Consider the following 20,262-nt stretch of genomic DNA (forward strand, 5'->3'; position numbering starts at 1 on the left):
TTGTAGAGTTAACAAACTTTCAATACTTGACCTCTTTGGTCAAGTATTACAGCCATTGTAATTACCTGAGTATTTTAGTCAAGTATTAGCTAGTTATTTACCCATTGGTTTTTATAACTAATAGCTATACCTAAGTTACTTAGGGATAGACTTATTAATTGAGGTGAGAATACCGCGTAAAATATTCATTTCGGCATCTTCAGGGTGAGCTCGGTTAAATAAACGACGTAATTTAGTCATAACTAAACCAGGGTGCTGTTTGATAATAAAGCCTGTTTTGAAAAGCGTCTCTTCAAGGTGCTCATAAAACAGCTCTGTTTGTTTTGAGCTTGGGTAAACAGCATCGTCTTCTTCAACCTTTTTAGGTTGTTGATTTAAAAACGCCATACGTGTTTCGTAACTAAGTGTTTGTACGGCCATAGCTAAATTAAGCGAGCTGTACTCTGGATTAGCAGGAATACATACGTGGTAATTACAAAGCTGTAATTCTTCATTAGTTAAGCCGCTGTTTTCACGACCAAATACTAGCGCTACAGGACCATTTACAGCTTCAGCAACGAGTTTTTCACCACATTCACGTGGTTCAACCATTGGCCACGAAAGCGTACGAGAACGCGCACTTGTGCCAATTGTTAATGTACAGTCAGCGATAGCTTCTTCAACAGTACCTACAATAACTGCATTGCCTAAAACATCAGTTGCGCCTGCAGCTAAAGCACTTGCTTGGCTGTCTATTTCACAAGCAGGATCAACTAAATAAAGCTTTGATAAACCCATGGTTTTCATGGCGCGAGCCGCCGAACCAATATTGCCCGAATGTGACGTGTTAACTAAAACAATGCGAATATCATCTAAGATCATTACTGTGCTACTTTGCTATGCAAAAAAATTGCGCAAATTCTAACATGAAAATGTAATAAGATCCTAGATTCAAAAGGCTAGATCCTAAGATCCAAGCCAATATAACGATTCTTACATGGGTAAATTTGTCGCTGCAAACAAAGTTTATATCTATAGCACAAATAATCTGCAATCATTCACTGACATAAAATACAACCATAGAGTGACATAAAAATAAAATAACTATTACTGCTCAATCTATAATCTGATGAGCTAATGTTTTAAGCTATTATATCAACGCTTGGTATTACATTTTCGGCTTACTAGGTTTAGCCAATGCTATTACATCATGAGTATAATTCGCCTCAATAACTTAAAAGTAAGCCTCTGAATAAGTTTATCTTTAGATAACAACGACAACTCAAACCTTAACAAAAACATATAAATAAAGTGCAATCTGCTGTTATACTGTTTTTATCCAGAGAGGGTCTTATTCTAGTATGGTTACAATTAAGCAAGTCGCTGTCCACGCAGGTGTTTCATTCAAAACTGTATCGCGAGTGGTCAATAATGATCCAACAGTCAAAGATATTAACCGCGAGAAAGTTCTTAAAGCGATAAAAGAATTAGGTTATCGTCCTAATCGTGCGGCAAGTTTAACGCGACGTAAAAACTCAAACATTTACGCAATTATTGCTGATGAACTGCTTAGTGTTCCTTATACTTTTGATATTATTCGTGGTGCCCAAGAAATTGCGTGGCAGAAAAATAAAGAACTGTTGATCCTCAATGTTAACGAAACCCAAGCGAGTATAGACAGAGCTATAGAAAGCCTTTTAGAGTATCGCGTAGAGGGCGTTATCTATTCGGCAATGTACCATCGCCAAGTTGCCATAGCTGATGAACTAAAAAAAATACCAACAATTTTAGCGAACTGTTTTCCTGCTTTGAATAATTTCCCTTGTGTAGTACCTGATGAACAGCAAGCCGGTGAAGATATTACCGATGCTTTAATATGCAAAGGCTATCGCCGAATTGCTTTCTTAAACTTAAATGAGCATATAATTGCTGCCAAAGGTCGCAAACAAGGCGTTATAAATTCATTTAAAAAGCATGGCTTACCACTCGATGATTTACTCATTGAATCGGTTATTATTTGTCAAGCCGATGGTAGTGATATTTCTACTTCGAGAGAATCTGCGGCGCGAGTGATAGACGAGTTTAAACCTGATGCAATTATATGTGGTCAAGACCCCATGGCGCTGGAAATTTACTTTGTTGTGCATGATAAAGGAATGATCGTTGGTAAAGATATTGGTATAGCAAGTTTTGATGATTGGGGCAGTATTCCACAATTATTACAACCGAATTTAACTACCATGGCATTACCCCATCATGCAATGGGACGTTGGGCAATGGAATATCTTATAGAGCAGCGCACTGATATTGTTCACCACCACTTACCATTTAAATTGATTGCTCGTGATTCGTTTTAATTGCATCTGCCTTTAATGTAAAAAACGATAATACGATAAACACACAGATAATCAAACCCAAATACTGGTAGGCTAACGCAAAGCCTAGATGATCATACACAACGCCTACTGCGACGGCTAACATTGACGCCATCAATTGCGTAGTAAATTGAAAACCAATGATATAGATCATGGCTGAATAACGAGCTTCAAAGTGCATATTTATATATTTAAACAATGCAATTAACATCAGCGGTAACTCAATTGCATGTAACAATTTTAATACACTAATGCTGATAGAGTCATTAACAATCCCAGAGCAATATATTCGTATCGCCATCAATACACCACTTAACAGCAACGAATTTTTAACGCCCATATAATTCACCCATTTTACAGCTAAATACAAAATAGCCGCTTCAAGAATAACTTGCGCTGAAGTTAAATAGCCAAAAAACTCTCGACCTTGCTCTCGGGTGTCAAAAAAAGAGGTGTAATAAATAGCAAATTGCTGATCAAATACCGCATAAATACAACTAACACCGATCACAAATACACTTAAACGCCACAATCCTGCGATTTTAAAAAATGCTTTGAGCTGTTGCACGGGAGAAAAAGTTCGAGAAGGCGCTATTTCGGGCTGATTTTTTGCGACCTTAACAAAGGCTAATAACCCCATTAAGCAAACCGCCGCAATACTTGATAACCAATAATTTAAACTAGGGGATAAATTAAAGGATAAACCGGCAAAGTAGCTTGCCATGGCCCAACCTAGTGACCCCCACATTCGAGCTTTACCAAATTCAAAATTCGTGGACCGACTTTGTTTATCAATATAACTTTCAAGCGTCCCTACTCCAGCCAAAAATGCACATGAAAAAACAGCACCGCCAAAAATGGCAGCCAGATAAAACTGCGTTTGTAGTAAGGGTGCGTATACATAACTGACAAATGGACCAATCAACATTATGAAAAATGCAATGAAGTAAAGCAGTGTTTTTTGTAAACCGAGTTTATCTTGCAAAATTCCATAGCAAGGCATCACGAGTAAAGCCATGATGGAATTGATACTAAAGATAACCCCTACTTTAGCACTGTTGAGGCCTACCTCCTGACTAAGCCAAATAGGAAAAAATGAAAATGAAAAAGACCATGCCATAAAATAGACAAAGAAAATGACACTTAAGAGTCGATAATTGCTACTCATATATCGCATAGCCTTGGAGAAAGATTAATGACTCTATAATAATATAGAGTCATTTTGGAAGTTATTTTTCTATTGCTATATTATTTAACTTTACGTCACTAAGCGACAAAGGCTGCTCAGCACTGACTTGTATTTTATTGTAAGGAGAGGTTGGAAAAACAATCGAGGTCATAGAGCTAACCCCCTTATTTACAAATACTTCTACCGACGCTTTATCTACCCATATATCAACATCGTAATATTCAAGTCCTTTTTGTAATGGCGCAGTTTGTAAAGATGCAAACCCATCTTCAAAGTCTTTTAAACCTGATTGTCTACGGTCAAGTATTAGTTGTCCTTTAGCTGGGTTTAGCTGCAGCTTAGTATATTCACCCGTATCAGAGCTAAGCACGATATCAGTAACTTGTTCAGAGTTCGCTATACTAAAGCTCACCTTAAATTGTCCAGGTTCAATAGTAAAAAGCTCATCTAACTGATAGCTATTTGCGCCAGTTAAGGTTGCCTTTTGTTGTGTGTTACTCAGTAAACTACCTAACTCTTTAACCGGTTGAGATGCCAAACGCACGCCTGCTGGCGTTTGCAATAACTTTAACTCTCTAGGAATCGTCATTGCGCTGCGCCATACCTCAGTTGGTACTTGGTTTGCGTATTGCCAGTTACTCATCCACCCCATAAATAAGTTTCTACCGTCTTGAACATCAGAGAAAGTTACACCAGCATAATTATCAGTGCCGTAATCTAACCATATTGAAGGTTCATATTTTTCTGTTGCTGCTTTGTCTGAAAATACAATATCAGCAATTTTTATATGTCCCCAATCACCTCGTTCATTGTCTACCACTTTAATATAAGCTTGCTGGCCTTTTAATTGACTCACGTTCCATGAACGCTCGGTCATAGTCCCTGTATTATTACCACTTGCAGTTTTAACTATTTCACCATTAACTAACAACTGTATTGCGGTACTATTGTGATGCTTTCCGCCTGCAATTTTAAAGTTAATAAAATCATGGTCGATCGCAAATGATTTTGAGGTTAAGGTGCCAATTGCCTCATCCGAGCCTTTAAAAGAACTGGCAATGGTATTTGTAGGTTGATCATTTACTATATGAAATGCTTCACCCGATACTTGCCAATTTTTTAAACCATTTTTGAAGTTAGAAAAGTCGAGCCCCTCGGGAAAGGCAGCTGGCGTACCTGTAAGCATTTTTTGATAATCGCTATCTAATACAAATTTTTCACCGTCAAAATCGCCAACAAAGTATTGTGTACCAGAGCCGCCATTTGGCGCGCCAGGGTTGATACTCACTAATAGAACATATTTATATTCGTCGGTACCTTCAATACGCACGCGAATAAGATCTGGACATTCCCATACACCTGCATGACTGCCCCAATCAGCGCCAAAGTTACTTTCAAATTGCCATGTTTTTAAATCTTTTGAGCTGTAAAAGCCAATATGATCATCTTGCGCTAATACCATAACCCATTGCTGGGTATCTTCATGCCAACTTACTTTAGGGTCACGGAAGTCGCGGATCCCAGGGTTTTTTAATACCGGATTATTAGCGTATTTTATCCATGTACGGCCTTTATCGGTGCTATATGCTATGCCTTGCGTTTGAAAATCAATCGCTCCCTGTGCCGCCTTTTTATCATCATGATAGGTAAATATAGCCACTAATGGTGGGTTTTCTTTACTGCCAAAGCCGCTGCTATTTTGCCAATCAACCACCGCACTGCCAGAGAAGATAGTACCGTGCTCATCAGGAAACAACTTAATTTCTTGATGTTTCCAATTAACCATATCTTTACTAATTGCATGTCCCCAATGCATTGGCCCCCATACCGATGAGTCAGGATTATGCTGGTAAAACAGATGATATTCGCCTTGGTAGTAAACCATACCATTAGGATCGTTCATCCAATGCTTTTTAGGAGTAAAATGAAAAGCAGGTCGAAACGCCTCTTTGCTCGGTTTATCTGCCCCCTTTAGGGCCGTGTGTTCAGTTGGGTTTGTCATGCTACAGGCTGCCAAAAATGATGAAATTACTACTAAATTAACGGTTCGCATCTAATACTCCATGCTTATTATTGGTATCTAATGAAATTGCTTCTAAAGAACGTCCTTTTGTTTCTGGCATAAACCACGCAACAAAAACCAGCTGCGCCAACATCATTAAAGTAAAGAAAGTGAATACTTCAGTGGCACTAAAACGTTCTAGGAAAAATGGCATAAGTAAAGTAATTGCTGCGGCAAAAAACCAATGTGTACCGGAGCCCAAAGACTGCCCTTTTGAACGTACTTTGTTAGGGAATATTTCTGCAATGAAAACCCAAATAACGGTACCTTGGCCAATGGCATGAGCGGCAATAAACACAAATACAAACGCTACAACCGTTAAACCACCAGAATCCGTACTAAACGCCCACGCCACTACCGAAAGGGAAATAACGTAGCCAATTGAGCCAATGTACATCAGCGAACGGCGGCCAAACTTATCAATCAAAGATAAACCCAGCATGGTAAAACATAAATTAACCACGCCAATCCCAGCGCCTGAAAGTAAGGATTGATTTACATCCAATCCTGCAAGTTCAAATACGCGCGGTGCATAATAAATAATAAAGTTGATGCCAGATAATTGATTAAATGCGGCAAATAAAAATGCAAATAAAGCCGCCTTATTGTAACTACCACCAAATAGCTTTGATTGACTGTTTTGTAACTTGTCGCGTTCAATGTCATTTAATACTTGGTCTGGGTTTTGTTCACCTAAAGTCACTAAGATTGAACGCGCTTTAGCTTTTTCGTTTTTCTTTTGCACTAACCAACGTGGGCTTTCAGGTGCCTTAATGATCATTAATAAATAAGCTAAGGCCGGTATTGCCTCCACGCCTAACATTAAACGCCAGTCAATTGCTGATGTTCCTGCAATTAAAAAATTAGAAACAAACGCAACTAAAATACCAAATACAATTTGAAACTGATAAAGCGCGACCAAACGCCCACGGAACTTAGCAGGCGCAATCTCAGAAATATAAGCAGGTACAACAATTGAAGAAATCCCTACTCCCACGCCACCAATAAACCGTAATAAGGCAAAACTATAGGCTTCAGGCGCCATGGCGGAGCCAAGTGCCGAAATTAAAAACAACACCCCAACTAAAACCAATGTGGGTTTTCTACCCCACTTATCACATGGGTAATTACCGGTTAAAGCACCCAGTAGTGTTCCCCATAAAGCGGAAGACATAATAAATAAGCCATGAAATAACGAGCTCGTATTCCATAACGCTTGAATAGGTTTATCCGCACCGGATATAACTGCTGTATCAAAGCCGAATAAAAAACCAGCAACGGCAACGGTGACTGACCAATAAATAATTTTTTTCATAATCACTCTTAAAACTTAACGATTAAAAGGTGGGCCGAAACCCACCACTATTAATAACCTGGGTTTTGTGTGTACGACCCACCACTTAAAATCATCTGCTGGTTCGGAATAGGTAAATACTCATGTTTACCTTTAGTGAAAATAGCATCGACCAAATAAGGTTTGCGTACAGCTTCAATCGCTAAGTAACTATCAATCGTTTCTTTTGCTATTCCCCAACGCACTAAGTCAAAAAAGCGATGTCCTTCAAGCCCTAATTCTAAACGTCGCTCAAAACGCAGTGCCGCTCTTGCTTGTTCTTTAGAATCAAAACTTGTATACAGGCCAATGTTATAAATACTCGCGTTGTGTAATTTATCGGTGCTGTGTTTAGCGCGCTCACGAATACGGTTAATGATTGGCAATGCTTCGTCATACCTATCTAACTCAATTAATGCTTCTGCTTTCCAAAGCAATACTTCAGCGTAACGAATGAGCGGTGTATTTAATGAAAAGGTAGGAAAAGGGCCATTCTCACCACGACAACTACAGTCAGGGTGTTCAAGATCTTTCATTGCCGTAAAGTTGCCATAAATACCAGGGGCACGTGCCCAACTATCACCGCCATGAATTAAGTTTTCGTCATACTTAAATGGTTTACCTTCCATTGCCACAGTGTGATCTAGGCGAGGGTCAACTGAGTCTGTCGTCATGTCGTAGTTAAAGTCGTTAAAAGAGTCGAATAACGGCAAACCTTGTTGATCTGTTTTAAACGCATTAACGAAATTTTCTGTTGGTACATGAAAACCACAACAACCAAAACCACCAGCCATTGGCGCATTTAATGCACTCGGCCAGCTACCACGTCCATCTGGAGAGCCGTCATTTAGAGAGCGCTGAATAGCAAAAACTGACTCTTTACCATTCTCACTTTCAAACAAAAAGTTATTCGCGTAATCATCAAATAAGCCATAGACGCCGGCCTCTTCAATTTCATCAACTAGGGCCACTACTTTTACAAGTTTATCTTTATTAATATTGATAACTTCATGTAGCTCATTCTGCTCATACGCTTGGTAGAGCAATGTTTTAGCTAAATATGCCTTAGCTGATAATGCTGACGCGCGCCCTACATCTTCTTGGGTTTGTGGTAAGTTGTTTGCAGCAAACTCAAAATCTGCGGCAATTTTATCCCATAGTTCTTGATCGCTCAGCTCACTATTGGTAGTGGTAAGAATTTGATCTTGTGTCATTGTTTCATCAATCCACGGGATATGCTTATGATGTATTTTTAAATCAAAGTAGAAAATACTGCGAATAAACCGCAGTTCGGATTGTTTTTCAGCACTGTTTTCAATGGCGTCTGGCGCATTTGCGATTACCGCTAATGCTGAGTTTGCTCTTGAAATACCGGTGTAATTTCGTACCCACTTTTTGTTGTTCAAATCAATTAAATCTGGCGGGAAAGACTCCATATCAGGCACTATAGGCTGATATAAAGACAAGGCATGATAAGCAAAAATATCACCAGGTCCATTACCGCCTTTGTGGGCGTCTCCGGCGCGTAAGTTTCCTGTCGGCCATAAAAAGTTAGGCGCGGTATAATGATCATTGCCTAGATAGGAGTAGGCAGCAATAATCAACGCATCTACATTTTCACTGTTAGAAACTTGCTCTTCAGTTAATACCCCTGAAGGGGCAACATCAAGGTCAGAACCACCACACGATGCTAAAGAAAGCGCGAGTGTAGCGGCTGTAAATAGTGTTTTAATTTTATTCATAAAATGTGCTCGTATCGTTGTCGTTTTAATAAATCAAAAAGAAAGGTTCACGCCTAACGTGATACGTTTTGGAATTGGAAAATTACCGTTTGGAGTTTCAGGATCTTGGCTTAGCGTCCCTGATGGCGTAATGGTCAATAAGTTACTTCCCTGCAAATAAATTCGTGCAGAACTAATACCGTATTGATTTAACCACTGTTCGTCAGGTGTATAACCGATAGATAAGTTACGAAGCTTGAGATAGCTGCCATCTTCCCAAAACAAACTTGATTGACGGCCTTCACCATTGTTATCAATTAAAGTTAATGCAGGCACATTACTGTCAGTATTGTTAACCGACCATGCATCAAGAACGCGATCGCCATAGTTAGAACCTATATTTAACGATGTGAAGTCAGTAAACCCACGCCAACCATTGCGTATTTGACCACCTTCAACACCTTGCCAAAACATGTTGAAGTCCCAATTTTTGTATTTGAAATTCATATTCAAGCCATACATAAAATCAGGATCGGTATCTGCGAAAAAGCTTTGATCGTTCTCATCAATCACGCCATTACCATCTAAGTCTTTCCAACGAACTCGACCTAAACCCGCACCCGATTGTGCTGCATGAGCATCTATTTCATCTTGGTTTTGAAATAACCCATCGGCAACATAGCCATAAACAGAGTTAACTGAATGACCAACAATTGTTTTATCAGCGCCATTACCACCAAATGAGTTCACAACGTCTTCAGGTAATGAGACCACCTTATTTTTAGCAGAAGAAATGTTAAAGCTAATATCAACATCGATATCACCATCTAAGCTATCAAAAGTAAGGTAATCGGCGTACCCAATAAGGAACTCAAAACCAGCGTTTTCAATTGTGCCACCATTAACCCATTGCTGAGCGCCTTCACCTAATGTTGCCAGTGGATTGGTTAACGTTAAAATATCTTCAGTGGTTTTTTCAAACCAATCGATGCTGCCGTATATGGTTTCGTAACGCATACCAAAATCAAGACCAATGTTTGTTTGTGTTGATGTTTCCCACTTTAGGTCGTCATTCCCTGTTTGTGCTTTTACAAACCCAGAAGGAAGCGTGCCGCCATTTGCACCGCTTATATCATAAGCGGTCCCTTCATCTTGCTGATCAGTGAATAGTGATTGTGTTGCATAACGACTTAAGTACGTTGTGTACGTTGCATCGGTAGGAATTTCCTGATTACCTGTTTTGCCCCAGCTAGCACGAAGCTTCAAGGTAGATAAAAACTCAATATCATAGAAGGATTCGTTGCTGATCACCCAACCCGCAGAAATGGCAGGGAAATTTCCATAATTGTTATTACTACCAAAACGAGATGAGCCATCACGGCGTATTGTTAAGCCTGCTAAGTAGCGGTCATCAAAGTTATAATCCATCCGCGCAAAATAAGAATTAAGAGACCATTTATCACCATCTCCTTCCACACGAACATCGCCCGTTGCTTGCGATAAATGGGCATAATCACGATCATCAGATGCAAAGCCTGAACCAAAACCAACAGCCCCTTCATACTCATAATCTATTTGTTCTGTACCGAGCAAAAACGTAAAGTGATTTTCGTCTAAATCAAGCTTATATTCGGCGGTATTAGTCCAACTAAAACTACTACTCCAATTATCTGTGACTGAAAGCTGATCACCATAATTTAGTGAACCGGCTTGAAAAGCACGGGTATAGTTTCTGAAATAATATTGCCCGTAATCTAAACCCATAGCGCTTTTTAACGTTAAGCCCTCTACGGCTTCATATTCAACAAAAATGTTTCCCATTAATTTATTGAATCTACTGACGTTGTCTCGATTCATTTCAATTAATCGCACTGGATTATCACGGTCAGTTACACCAGGGACAGGTCCTCCCCAACCTCCTTCCTCGTTATACACAGGAACGATAGATTGCTGCTCTATAGCCAAGTTTAAAATGTTACCGGCCAGATCATTAACCAAGTTTGACTCTTGGTTAGTCACTATAAAGTTTTCACCAATCTTAAGTTTATTTGTTAATTGATAATCTGAATTAACACGAAAGCTTATTCGTTCGAACTCTGAGCCATCAACGACACCTTCTGAGCTGTAATAGCCGAGTGAGCTGTATATCGATGCTTTGTCTGAACCGCCTGAAACTGAAAAGTTAAGATCGGTTACTTTTGCAGAGCGCGTAACTTCATCAAACCAGTTTGTGTCAGCTGGGCGTTGCACCTTTGCAGCATCCGTAAACTCAGGAAAAACAACGTTGTTTAATTGAGGGTTATTAAAATCATTATTCCAATCATAAGTATAAAGAGAACTTGCAGCATTTGGGTTTGACCCGTCGTTTACTGCAGCCTGCCAGACCACTTGTGCCCTTTGCTGAGTATTTAATGGGTTTAACTCATAATTAAAATCATCATATGATTGATTGAAAGAAAAATTAAAATCAAGCCCCTCATTCCCTTTTTTGGTGGTGATAACAATGACCCCGTTGCCAGAGCGAGCACCAAAAATACTTGCAGCTGCTGCGTCTCTCAGTACCTGTATATCTGCAATATCATGGCTATTGAGTTCATGCATTCCCGATTTAGTTGGAATTCCATCAATCACATAAAGGGGGTCGTTATTACCTAAAGGTCCTAGCCCTTGTCCGCGAATACGTACCGTTGCCGTCGCCGCTGGTGATCCGTTGGTGGTGATTTGTAATCCAGGTATTCTTCCTTGTAAATTTTGCATGACATTACCTGAAGGCTGGTCTACTAAATCATCAAGGTCGACTGTACTTACTGCACCTGTTAAATCTTGTTTTTTAACACTTCCATAACCATATGAAACTTCAATTACTTCAATGCCATCATTAGGAATAATTTCATTTTTTTGCTGTTCGGCGGCAAAAATACTTAATGGCAACGAACAACCCAGCAGTATAGTGCTTACACTTACTGCCAGTTTGGTTTTGTGAAATATGAGCATTGTGTGTCCTCATTTTAATTTTACTTATTGATGTTGATTTCAGCGTTCAATTAAACAACGTTGTCTTTTGTGGGTAAAAAAATATCTTCTTTATCGTTTTTACTTGGCTTAATACACCAAGCAAAATAAACAACGTTGTCTTTTTAACATTTTAAAAACATCTATTCAATATAAATAACAAACTTTTCTATTAAAAATAGGTATAATTTTAATCACAACGCCATACGCTAGCATGGTTCAATAAACTCTAGGATTTGTTGATATGTTATGTTTGGTGTGGCTCCTAGTTGCTGAGCCACCATAGCTCCAGCAGCACAAGCAAAATCAATCGCCTGTTGCGGATCGTTTTGAATGCAAAGTTGATAAATTAAAGCCCCCAAAAACGAATCACCAGCGCCAACAGTATCCACAACATCGATTAGATACCCTGAGTTATAGTAATTTTTACCTCTAATCGATAATAAAGCACCATGGTTTCCTTTCGTCACGCACAAAAACTCTGTGTTGGTTTGCTTTGCTATAAATGCTAAGTTTTGTTCTAGTGAATGGTGTTTACACCCCATTCCTTTTGCTATTTCATATAGTTCTTCATCATTTAGCTTGATAAAATCAGCGCTATTCATTAGCTCTATTAAGCTCTCAAGTTGATAGTGAGGAGCTCGTAAATTTACATCAAACACTTTAAACTTCGCGTGTTCTAGTAGTTGCTTCAAAGTCATTAATGAAGTGTCGGTACGGCCAATTAAACTACCAAAGACAAAAATTTCTGTTGATTCAACTTTATTGATAATTTCATCCGTTAAAACAATATTATCCCAAGCGGTATCCGATATAATTTCATATTTAGCAGAACCGTGACTATCAAGTGCCACTAGGACTGTACTCGTATTTTTATGTGGGCTCACCGCAATGTACTCTGTACTCAATTGTTTTTCTTTTAATTCATCAAGAAGAACATTACCTAACCTATCCTCCCCAACTGCGCTTATCATTTGTGCATCAATTCCAAGTGATTTTACCCTAAAGCACATATTTAAAGGTGCACCGCCCAAACGCTTGGTTTCTCCAAAGCAGTCCCACAAAACCTCCCCAAAACTTGAGGCTTTGGATGATTAGCTATCTCCAAGCTCTAAAATCTTTGTAGCGCTTCGTTTTTTAAAGTATCTGAAAAAGTATCCAAATCACGTTTGATTAAGTTAGCGTCATCTAATTTTACATATCGTGTAGGTGTTTGCGGTTTGAGTGGCGCTAATGATTCATCAAATTCATCGAAAAAATCTGTCATGGTGTAACCCATAATGTTGGGTTATTACTTAGATCATCATCCTCTAAATCTGCTTTCAACAAACCTTTATGAAGCAATGCATATAAAAAAGACCGTGCTTCTTCACCAATTGACAAATTAAATTGAGATTTTACACCAACTAAGTTTATTGCTCTTGATTTATTAATAAAATTAAGCATTTCACTCTGAATATTTTTAATACCGTAAACACCCGAGTATCGATGCAATAGCTTAAAGTTATTCAAAGCAAGTCCTTTTGTAATCTGGTTTTCAGTTACTAAAATCAACTGAGCGCCCATTTTTAGACAAGCGGCTCTTTTTGCAGAGAACCTTTCTCTAAATAAAGGCTCAGCTGTTTCTGTTTCATACTTATACTCATGATATTTTACACGTTTATCTTTGTATACGACTACCGTGTCAGGGGTGTAAGGCAAGCTTTTACCCATGAACCCATACTTAAAACCCTCTGGTTGACTACCATAGCTTTCGATTAAATCGTTATATTCATTATGAAAGCAAGCATTAAACTCTAATGTACTTTCACACATAATTACATCGCCAACTTTAGTGCTAGCAAATTTGAATACATTTTTATTAGGGGAAGGTTTTCTTAAGTTACGTATATACATGCGCTAAACCAGTGTTTTTATTATTATCGTATACATAATATACAAATAAAAAATGATTATGTCACACTATGCTTAAATTAAAATATAAGCACATGATAGTAAATAGGTTTGTTTTTTGTTACATTTTTTTAAATAAGCTTTATGTCGAAGTATGGTTGTATTATGTCAAAGTATGGTTTCAGCGACATAAGTTCTAGGGATATAACGCCGATTTGTTTTGATGCTTAAACCATTGCCGCCTTTACATAAACATCAAAACGGTTCTTTTTGGTTTTAATTTGCATACTTGGGGTTTTTTCGTTTAAGAATGGCGCATAATCGGGGCGTTTTACAACGACACGCTTACTGGCAAGTGGATAGGCAAAATCAAGTAGGTTGTCAGCGTCGTTGTCTGCACCAACTAGCTCTTGGAATACGCGCATTTCTTTTTTAACTAATGCTGATTTTTCGCGATGCGGGAACATGGGATCTAAATAAACAACATCAGGCATGCTTTCGCATTGAGAGAGCAAAGTATGGCTTGAGCCAAATATTAGGCTCATGTTTTCTTTCATCCACACACCAATTTCAATATCGTTATAGGCTCGCTTTAACCCATCGTATAAAAGGGCTGCAACAACCGGATGACGTTCATGTAATATGACTTTGCACCCTAGCGAGGCAAGTACAAAGCCGTCTCGCCCAAGGCCTGCGGTAGCATCAAGTACAACAGGCGTTGCGCCTTTATTTAAACCCACCGCTTTGGCAATTGCTTGCCCTTTACCACCGCCAAACTTACGCCTATGGGCGGCGGCACCGGTTACAAAATCAACGTTAATTGCACCCAGTTTAGGCTCGTCGGTTTTAAATAGACTTAACCCTTTATCATCGTAATGTAAGCTAAAGCCACTGCAATTTTGCGCCCATTGGGCTAAACCAAAGCGTGTTTCTAATTCATTTAAATAAGGGCGTAACTCTTTAAAAGCACACTGAATAACCACAATAAACTCCGACGATAAAATACGCCTGTAGTATATCAACCGCTTTACTTTAAAGCACTAAAATAGCTCTATATCACTATGATGATTCGCATTGACCTTTGCGGCTTCCCCTTTAGTACGTAAATTGGATATAAGTTCATTGCGGCTTTCGGCAACTTGTTTAAGCTGATATTTGATAAAGGCTAAATCACTATTAGCCGATACAAATAACTGCATTGTTTGATCCAATTGAGATATATATAAAGTGAGATCCGCAGGATTTGCTTGTGTTTGTTGTAGCTTAATAGCGCAGTCAAGTTCATGTAGCTGCTCTATAAACTCTTTAGTACTTTTGTTTTGCTCTACATTTTGAGTAGTTAACTGCTTAACAATATCTTGAAGGGCTGTACTTATTTGAGCTGCCTGCTCATAACTGCTTTCGCTTCTTTCCATGGTAACAACCTTCTCGTTGGTTACTTCTAATATATGCGGGAACAGATCTTTGTAGCGCCCATACAAAGCATCGTTATCAACTGGCATATTTTTTATCAAAAGGGACACTTTGGGATAATTAATGATAGTGCTGCTACCAATATCAACAAATCGTTGAGCATTTCGATGTTGCTCAAGCAGCTCTTGTTCTAACGGGCAAACACCACTTTGCTGGCTGTAAAAAATACCTTTTCCTTGATACCAAAACACAACCACAACATCTAAATTTAAAGGAGCAAAAAAGGTAAAAAAGTATTCACTCAACGATTGAAAGTTATTAGCGTGATAACTTTGTCCAACGTAGCGCATTATACGCCCCATATCGCCTGACTCTGTCATTGCCATTTCAGCTGTTTTATTCGCTTTGACTATATCCAGTTTTAGTTTTGCGCATTTTTGCCTATATTCGTAAAGTACCTTTATTCGCGCTATTAACTCTTCTGCATTAAAAGGTTTTGTAATGTAATCAGATGCGCCGACGCTGTAACCTTTTACCCGATCGCTTAGCTCTATTTTAGATGAGAGAAACATAACGGGAATATCCTGAGTATTTTGACTTTGCTTTATTGTTTTACATACGTCATAACCTGACATACCTGGCATTTCAATATCGAGTAAAATAATATCTGGGTTGTATTTATTGGTTAGCCTTAATCCTTCATCGCCATCTTTTGCATGAATTATTTTACAAAACCCTGCTAAAGACTCTTCAATTATATGATGAACATACTTGTCGTCATCAATTGCCAATACCAACTTTGCCATGCCTTAGTCCATTTTATTAGGTGTGCTAAAAGCATAGTACGGTAGGATGAAATTACTAAAAATTATTAGATAATAATTTTAAAATAATAAAAAAGCGCCATTAAGGCGCTTTAATTTGATTTGTGCTAAATATTAATTTTTAAACAGCAATACCGCTATGGCGTAGTAACGCGTCGACATTTGGCTCACGACCACGGAACTTTTTAAATAATTCCATTGGCTCTTCACTGCCGCCTTTTTCTAAAATATTTTGCATGAAGGCTTGCCCTGTTTCAGCGTTAAAAATACCTTCTTCTTCAAATTTAGAAAATGCATCAGCAGAAAGTACTTCAGCCCATTTATACGAATAGTAACCTGCACTATAACCGCCGGCAAAAATATGACTAAAACCATTTTGAAAACGGTTAAACTCAGGCGGTTTAACGATTGATGTGCGGCTACGTACATCGTTTAGTACTGCTTGAATTTGGCATTGCTCACCCACTTTGTAATCGTTATGGATTTTAAAGTCGAATAACGAAAACTCAATTTGACGTAGCATTTGTACGCCTGAGTTATAGTTTTTAGCAGCAAGTAACTTATCAAGTAACTCTTTAGGTAACGGCTCACCCGTTTCATAATGACCTGAAATAAAGCTCAGGGCTTCTTCGTCATAACACCAGTTCTCTAAAAACTGACTAGGAAGCTCTACCGCATCCCATGCAACACCATTAATACCCGCAACAGGAGCTGCATCAACTTGTGTCAACATGTGGTGAATACCATGACCAAACTCATGAAATAAAGTAGTTACTTCGTCATGAGTAAACAGCGCCGGTTTATCGCCAACCGCCTTATTAAAGTTACACACTAAATAAGCCACTGGAGTTTGTAGTTCGCCGTTAGCACGTACTTTACGACCCATACAGTCATCCATCCACGCACCACCACGTTTGTGGTCGCGTGCATATAAATCTAGATAAAAGCGCCCACGAAGCGTATTGCTACTATCTACAATTTCAAAAAAGCGCACATCTTTATGATAAGTATCAAAATCAGTAACTTCTTTTACGCTAATACCAAATAAGCGATTAACGGTTTCGAATAATCCACTTAATACTTTATTTGCAGGGAAGTAAGGACGTAGTACTTCGTCTGAAATTGCATACTTTTCTTGCTTAAGCTTTTCGCTGTAGTAACCAAAATCCCATGCTTCTAATTCAGAAATACCGTGTTTTTGTTCAGCATACGCTTTTAGCTCGGCCACTTCTTGCTCTGCTTGTGGTTTTGATTTAGCCGCTAGGTCTTCTAAAAATGAGAATACTTGTTCTGGTGACTCTGCCATTTTAGTCGCGAGTGACTTTTCAGCGTAGCTGTTGAATCCTAGTAACTGTGCAAGTTCATGACGAAGCGCAAGCTCCTCTCTCATAATATCTGAGTTATCAAACTCACCGGCGTTAGGGCCTTGATCTGATGCGCGCGTAGAAAACGCAGTGTAGGTTTCCCTGCGTAGTTCGCGGTTATCTGCGTAAGCCATTATTGGTAAATATGATGGAAAATCGAGTGTAAATAACCAGCCATCTAATTCTTTACTTTTTGCGGTGTCGGCTGCAAGTGCAAGAGCTGATTCTGGCAAGCCAGCTAAGTCGCTCTCATCAGTAATATGCTTGTGCCACGCTAAAGTCGCATCCATTACATTGTTGCCAAATTTTGAGGCAAGCTCAGATAAACGTGCGCTTATTTCACCATAGCGTTTTTGTTGTTCTGGCGCTAAAGCAATACCCGATAATTTAAAATCACGCAGCGCATTAGTAATTGTTTTCTGCTGTGCTGTAGTCAGCGTTTTAAATTCGTCGCTGTTATAAAGCGTATTATACGCGTTGTATAAACCTTGATGCTGACCTACAAATGTTGAATATTCAGATATTAACGGTAAGCACTGCTCGTAAGCTTCACGTAATTCGTCGTTATTCATTACTGAATTTAAATGCGATACAGGGGAAAACATGCGCGATAATTTATCGTCAGCTTCTTCAAGGGGTAATACTAAGTCATCCCACGTGTACGAACCTTTAGCTAACACGTCATCAATGGCTTTACGACAAAGCTCAATACCGTCTTTTAGTGCGGGTACTACATACTCAGGCTTTATTTTTGAAAATGGTGGTAAGCCTTCAAGGCCAATTAATGGGTTGCTCATAAATACTCTCTTTGCGTTAATGCATTACGTTTTAAATTGGGTCTAAAAGTAAAAAAACAACTCAACTGCTTTTAAGTTGTGTAATTTTAATAGGGTTGCTCCAGAGCAAAACACAAATAACCCATTAATGAGTCAGCCACTTTATAACGCTCTAGTACCGTATCAACTAAATTATTGCTACATACTTGCTTTTGAGTCAGCGGGCTAATAGCTATAAAGTCTTTTCGCTTGAGCTCATTTATTAATGGGTGCTCTTTTTCAAAACCTCTTGGTGGGCGTTTTAGCGACTCTCCTGACATTTCAAAAATAGATTTAAATTGCTCATCATAAATTGCTTTTTTATAGCTATTTGGGTTTTCATCTATGCAGGTTCTAATTGCATTAAGCGCCTTTGATTCTGGTCGCCAAATACCAGCACCTACAAAACATTCGTCATTTGCTAAGTGAAAATAAAAACCAGGGGCATGTACGTCTTTTCCCATAAAATGGCGAAATTGAATTCCTACATTAATTTTATATGGGGTTTTATCTTTACTAAAACGCGCGTCTTTATGGATTCTCATTAAACTACCGCCGACTTTTTTATCTGATGCGACAAAATGGCTAGAAACCTCAGCAAGTGGTGCTTGCATTTGCCTAATGAAATCTAAAGCGGGCTCTCTTACGTATTCCTCATACTGTGATTTATGGTCGTTAAACCAGTCTCTATTATTGTTTTGATCAAGCAGAGCAAGAAATTCGAATGTTTTTTTACTAAACATAGGTCACCTAAACACTCTTTATTTTTAAAACTTAATGTTATGCTAATGCGCATAAAACTCAACGCCTAAGGACATAAAATGACACAACACTTTGATTATATTGCAATCGGTGGTGGCAGTGGTGGTATTGCCTCTGCAAATAGAGCGGCAATGCGTGGCGCTAAAGTAGCACTTATAGAAGCAAAACACATGGGCGGCACGTGTGTAAACGTGGGCTGTGTACCTAAAAAAGTAATGTGGCACGGTGCTCAGGTTGCTGAAGCAATTAATTTATATGCCCCAGATTACGGCTTTAATGTTGAAGTTAAAGGCTTTGATTGGAGCAAGTTAGTAGAAAGCCGTGAAGCCTATATAGGCCGAATTCATAAAGGTTATGACAGTGGCCTTGCTAGCAATGGCGTTACTGTAATCAAAGGCTTTGCTAAATTTGTAGATAATAAAACAGTTGAAGTAAACGGCAAGCACTACACAGCCGACCATATATTAATTGCAGTAGGTGGACGCCCAAGCATTCCGCATATTGAAGGTGCTGAACACGGTATCGATTCAAATGGCTTTTTTGAGCTAAAAGAGCAACCTAAGCGCGTTGCAGTAATAGGCGCAGGCTACATAGCCGTTGAGCTTGCTGGTGTATTACATGGTTTAGGTACTGAAACACATTTATTTGTTCGTAAGCATTCTCCACTTCGTAACTTTGACCCATACATAGTTGAAACCCTTGTTGATGTTATGGCTGCCGAAGGCCCTACTCTTCATACAGAATCTGTACCTCATAAATTAGTTAAAGAAGATGATGGCTCTGTAACGCTACATTTAGATAATGGTAAAACTCATAACGTTGACCAAGTAATTTGGGCCATTGGCCGCCAGCCAACAACAGATGCAATTAATGTAGCTGCTGCCGACGTAGAAGTTAACAGCGATGGTTTTGTTAAAGTTGATGAGTTTCAAAATACCACAGCTAAAAACGTTTATGCTGTTGGTGATATTATCGAAAACGGTATTGAACTTACGCCTGTAGCAGTTAAAGCAGGGCGTACTTTATCAGAACGCTTATTTAATAAAGAACTACCTGATGATTTAAAAATGGATTACAGCCTAGTTCCTACTGTTGTATTTAGTCACCCACCAATTGGTACTATTGGCCTTACTGAACAAGAAGCTATTTCTCAATACGGCGAAGAAAACGTTAAGATTTACCAATCTGGTTTTACAGCTATGTACACAGCGGTAACTAAACATCGCCAACCTTGTAAAATGAAGCTTGTATGTGCCGGCCCAGACGAAAAAGTAGTTGGCCTACATGGTATTGGTTTTGCGGTTGATGAAATGATTCAAGGTTTTGCAGTTGCCATGAAAATGGGCGCTACTAAAGCTGATTTTGATGCCGTTGTTGCGATTCACCCAACAGGTTCTGAAGAGTTTGTTACTATGCGCTAGGCGCTAAACTCTAAGCGCTCAATTATAAAAAGCCCTTGTTAAGTAATTAGTAAGGGCTTTTTAATGCTTGTTATATTTTGCACAATAAACCACTTAAAA

The 20,262-nt window shown here is 38.8% G+C and carries 15 protein-coding genes; 2 read left to right on the forward strand and 13 right to left on the reverse strand.

Translation table 11 applies throughout. From position 1 onward, the window contains the following. Positions 1 to 135: 135 nt before the first annotated feature. Positions 136 to 861, reverse strand: coding sequence for a tRNA (cytosine(32)/uridine(32)-2'-O)-methyltransferase TrmJ (gene trmJ, locus ABX891_RS16180; RefSeq protein WP_002958423.1), 726 nt, complete (start codon positions 859 to 861; stop codon positions 136 to 138). A 479-nt stretch (positions 862 to 1,340) separates the two neighbouring features. Here trmJ and ABX891_RS16185 point away from each other — a divergent pair, with 479 nt between their 5' ends. Continuing rightward, positions 1,341 to 2,336 carry a LacI family DNA-binding transcriptional regulator gene (locus ABX891_RS16185; RefSeq protein ID WP_354629993.1) on the forward strand — a complete coding sequence of 332 codons (996 nt, stop codon included), beginning with the start codon at positions 1,341 to 1,343 and terminating at the stop codon, positions 2,334 to 2,336. On the opposite strand, the gene ABX891_RS16190 is transcribed toward ABX891_RS16185, so the two are convergent. The 12 genes from ABX891_RS16190 to ABX891_RS16245 form a co-directional block, all read right to left on the reverse strand. Continuing rightward, the gene (locus ABX891_RS16190) at positions 2,308 to 3,531 is read right to left on the reverse strand and encodes an oligosaccharide MFS transporter (protein ID WP_354629994.1); all 1,224 of its coding nucleotides are present in this window, start codon (positions 3,529 to 3,531) and stop codon (positions 2,308 to 2,310) included. The genes ABX891_RS16185 and ABX891_RS16190 overlap by 29 nt on opposite strands. Before the next feature lie 52 nt (positions 3,532 to 3,583). Next, the gene (locus tag ABX891_RS16195; RefSeq protein ID WP_354629996.1) at positions 3,584 to 5,596 is read right to left on the reverse strand and encodes a glycoside hydrolase family 32 protein; all 2,013 of its coding nucleotides are present in this window, start codon (positions 5,594 to 5,596) and stop codon (positions 3,584 to 3,586) included. Continuing rightward, positions 5,583 to 6,920 (reverse strand): sugar porter family MFS transporter, encoded by a 1,338-nt coding sequence (locus ABX891_RS16200; protein WP_354629998.1) that lies wholly within the window; start codon positions 6,918 to 6,920, stop codon positions 5,583 to 5,585. The genes ABX891_RS16195 and ABX891_RS16200 overlap by 14 nt, the downstream gene beginning before the upstream one ends. A 50-nt stretch (positions 6,921 to 6,970) precedes the next feature. Beyond that, positions 6,971 to 8,680 carry a RagB/SusD family nutrient uptake outer membrane protein gene (locus ABX891_RS16205; RefSeq protein WP_354630000.1) on the reverse strand — a complete coding sequence of 570 codons (1,710 nt, stop codon included), beginning with the start codon at positions 8,678 to 8,680 and terminating at the stop codon, positions 6,971 to 6,973. Positions 8,681 to 8,713: 33 nt separating this feature from the next. After that, positions 8,714 to 11,653 carry a SusC/RagA family TonB-linked outer membrane protein gene (locus ABX891_RS16210; protein WP_354630002.1) on the reverse strand — a complete coding sequence of 980 codons (2,940 nt, stop codon included), beginning with the start codon at positions 11,651 to 11,653 and terminating at the stop codon, positions 8,714 to 8,716. 227 nt (positions 11,654 to 11,880) lie between these two features. Further along, positions 11,881 to 12,735: a carbohydrate kinase family protein gene (locus ABX891_RS16215; protein WP_354630004.1), complete on the reverse strand. Its 855-nt coding sequence runs from the start codon at positions 12,733 to 12,735 to the stop codon at positions 11,881 to 11,883. Between the two features lie 47 nt (positions 12,736 to 12,782). Continuing rightward, positions 12,783 to 12,938, reverse strand: coding sequence for a hypothetical protein (locus ABX891_RS16220; RefSeq protein ID WP_354630006.1), 156 nt, complete (start codon positions 12,936 to 12,938; stop codon positions 12,783 to 12,785). Beyond that, positions 12,935 to 13,567, reverse strand: coding sequence for a TnsA endonuclease N-terminal domain-containing protein (locus ABX891_RS16225; protein WP_354630008.1), 633 nt, complete (start codon positions 13,565 to 13,567; stop codon positions 12,935 to 12,937). Before ABX891_RS16225 ends, ABX891_RS16220 begins: the two co-directional genes overlap by 4 nt. A gap of 224 nt (positions 13,568 to 13,791) precedes the next feature. Further along, positions 13,792 to 14,547, reverse strand: coding sequence for a class I SAM-dependent methyltransferase (locus ABX891_RS16230; RefSeq protein WP_354630010.1), 756 nt, complete (start codon positions 14,545 to 14,547; stop codon positions 13,792 to 13,794). Positions 14,548 to 14,604: 57 nt separating this feature from the next. Further along, a complete protein-coding gene (locus ABX891_RS16235) occupies positions 14,605 to 15,783 on the reverse strand; it encodes a response regulator transcription factor (protein WP_309168198.1) in 1,179 nt (392 codons plus the stop codon). Between the two features lie 139 nt (positions 15,784 to 15,922). Then, positions 15,923 to 17,962: an oligopeptidase A gene (gene prlC, locus ABX891_RS16240; RefSeq protein WP_165742886.1), complete on the reverse strand. Its 2,040-nt coding sequence runs from the start codon at positions 17,960 to 17,962 to the stop codon at positions 15,923 to 15,925. Positions 17,963 to 18,048: 86 nt separating this feature from the next. Then, a complete protein-coding gene (locus tag ABX891_RS16245; protein ID WP_165742885.1) occupies positions 18,049 to 18,723 on the reverse strand; it encodes a DUF2461 domain-containing protein in 675 nt (224 codons plus the stop codon). A gap of 78 nt (positions 18,724 to 18,801) precedes the next feature. On the opposite strand from ABX891_RS16245, the gene gorA reads away from it, so the two are divergent. After that, positions 18,802 to 20,163, forward strand: coding sequence for a glutathione-disulfide reductase (gene gorA / locus ABX891_RS16250; protein WP_165742884.1), 1,362 nt, complete (start codon positions 18,802 to 18,804; stop codon positions 20,161 to 20,163). Positions 20,164 to 20,262: the final 99 nt, after the last annotated feature.

Origin of the sequence: Pseudoalteromonas sp. NCIMB 1079 (genome assembly GCF_040567695.1) — a bacterium.
Lineage (GTDB): Bacteria > Pseudomonadota > Gammaproteobacteria > Enterobacterales > Alteromonadaceae > Pseudoalteromonas > Pseudoalteromonas distincta.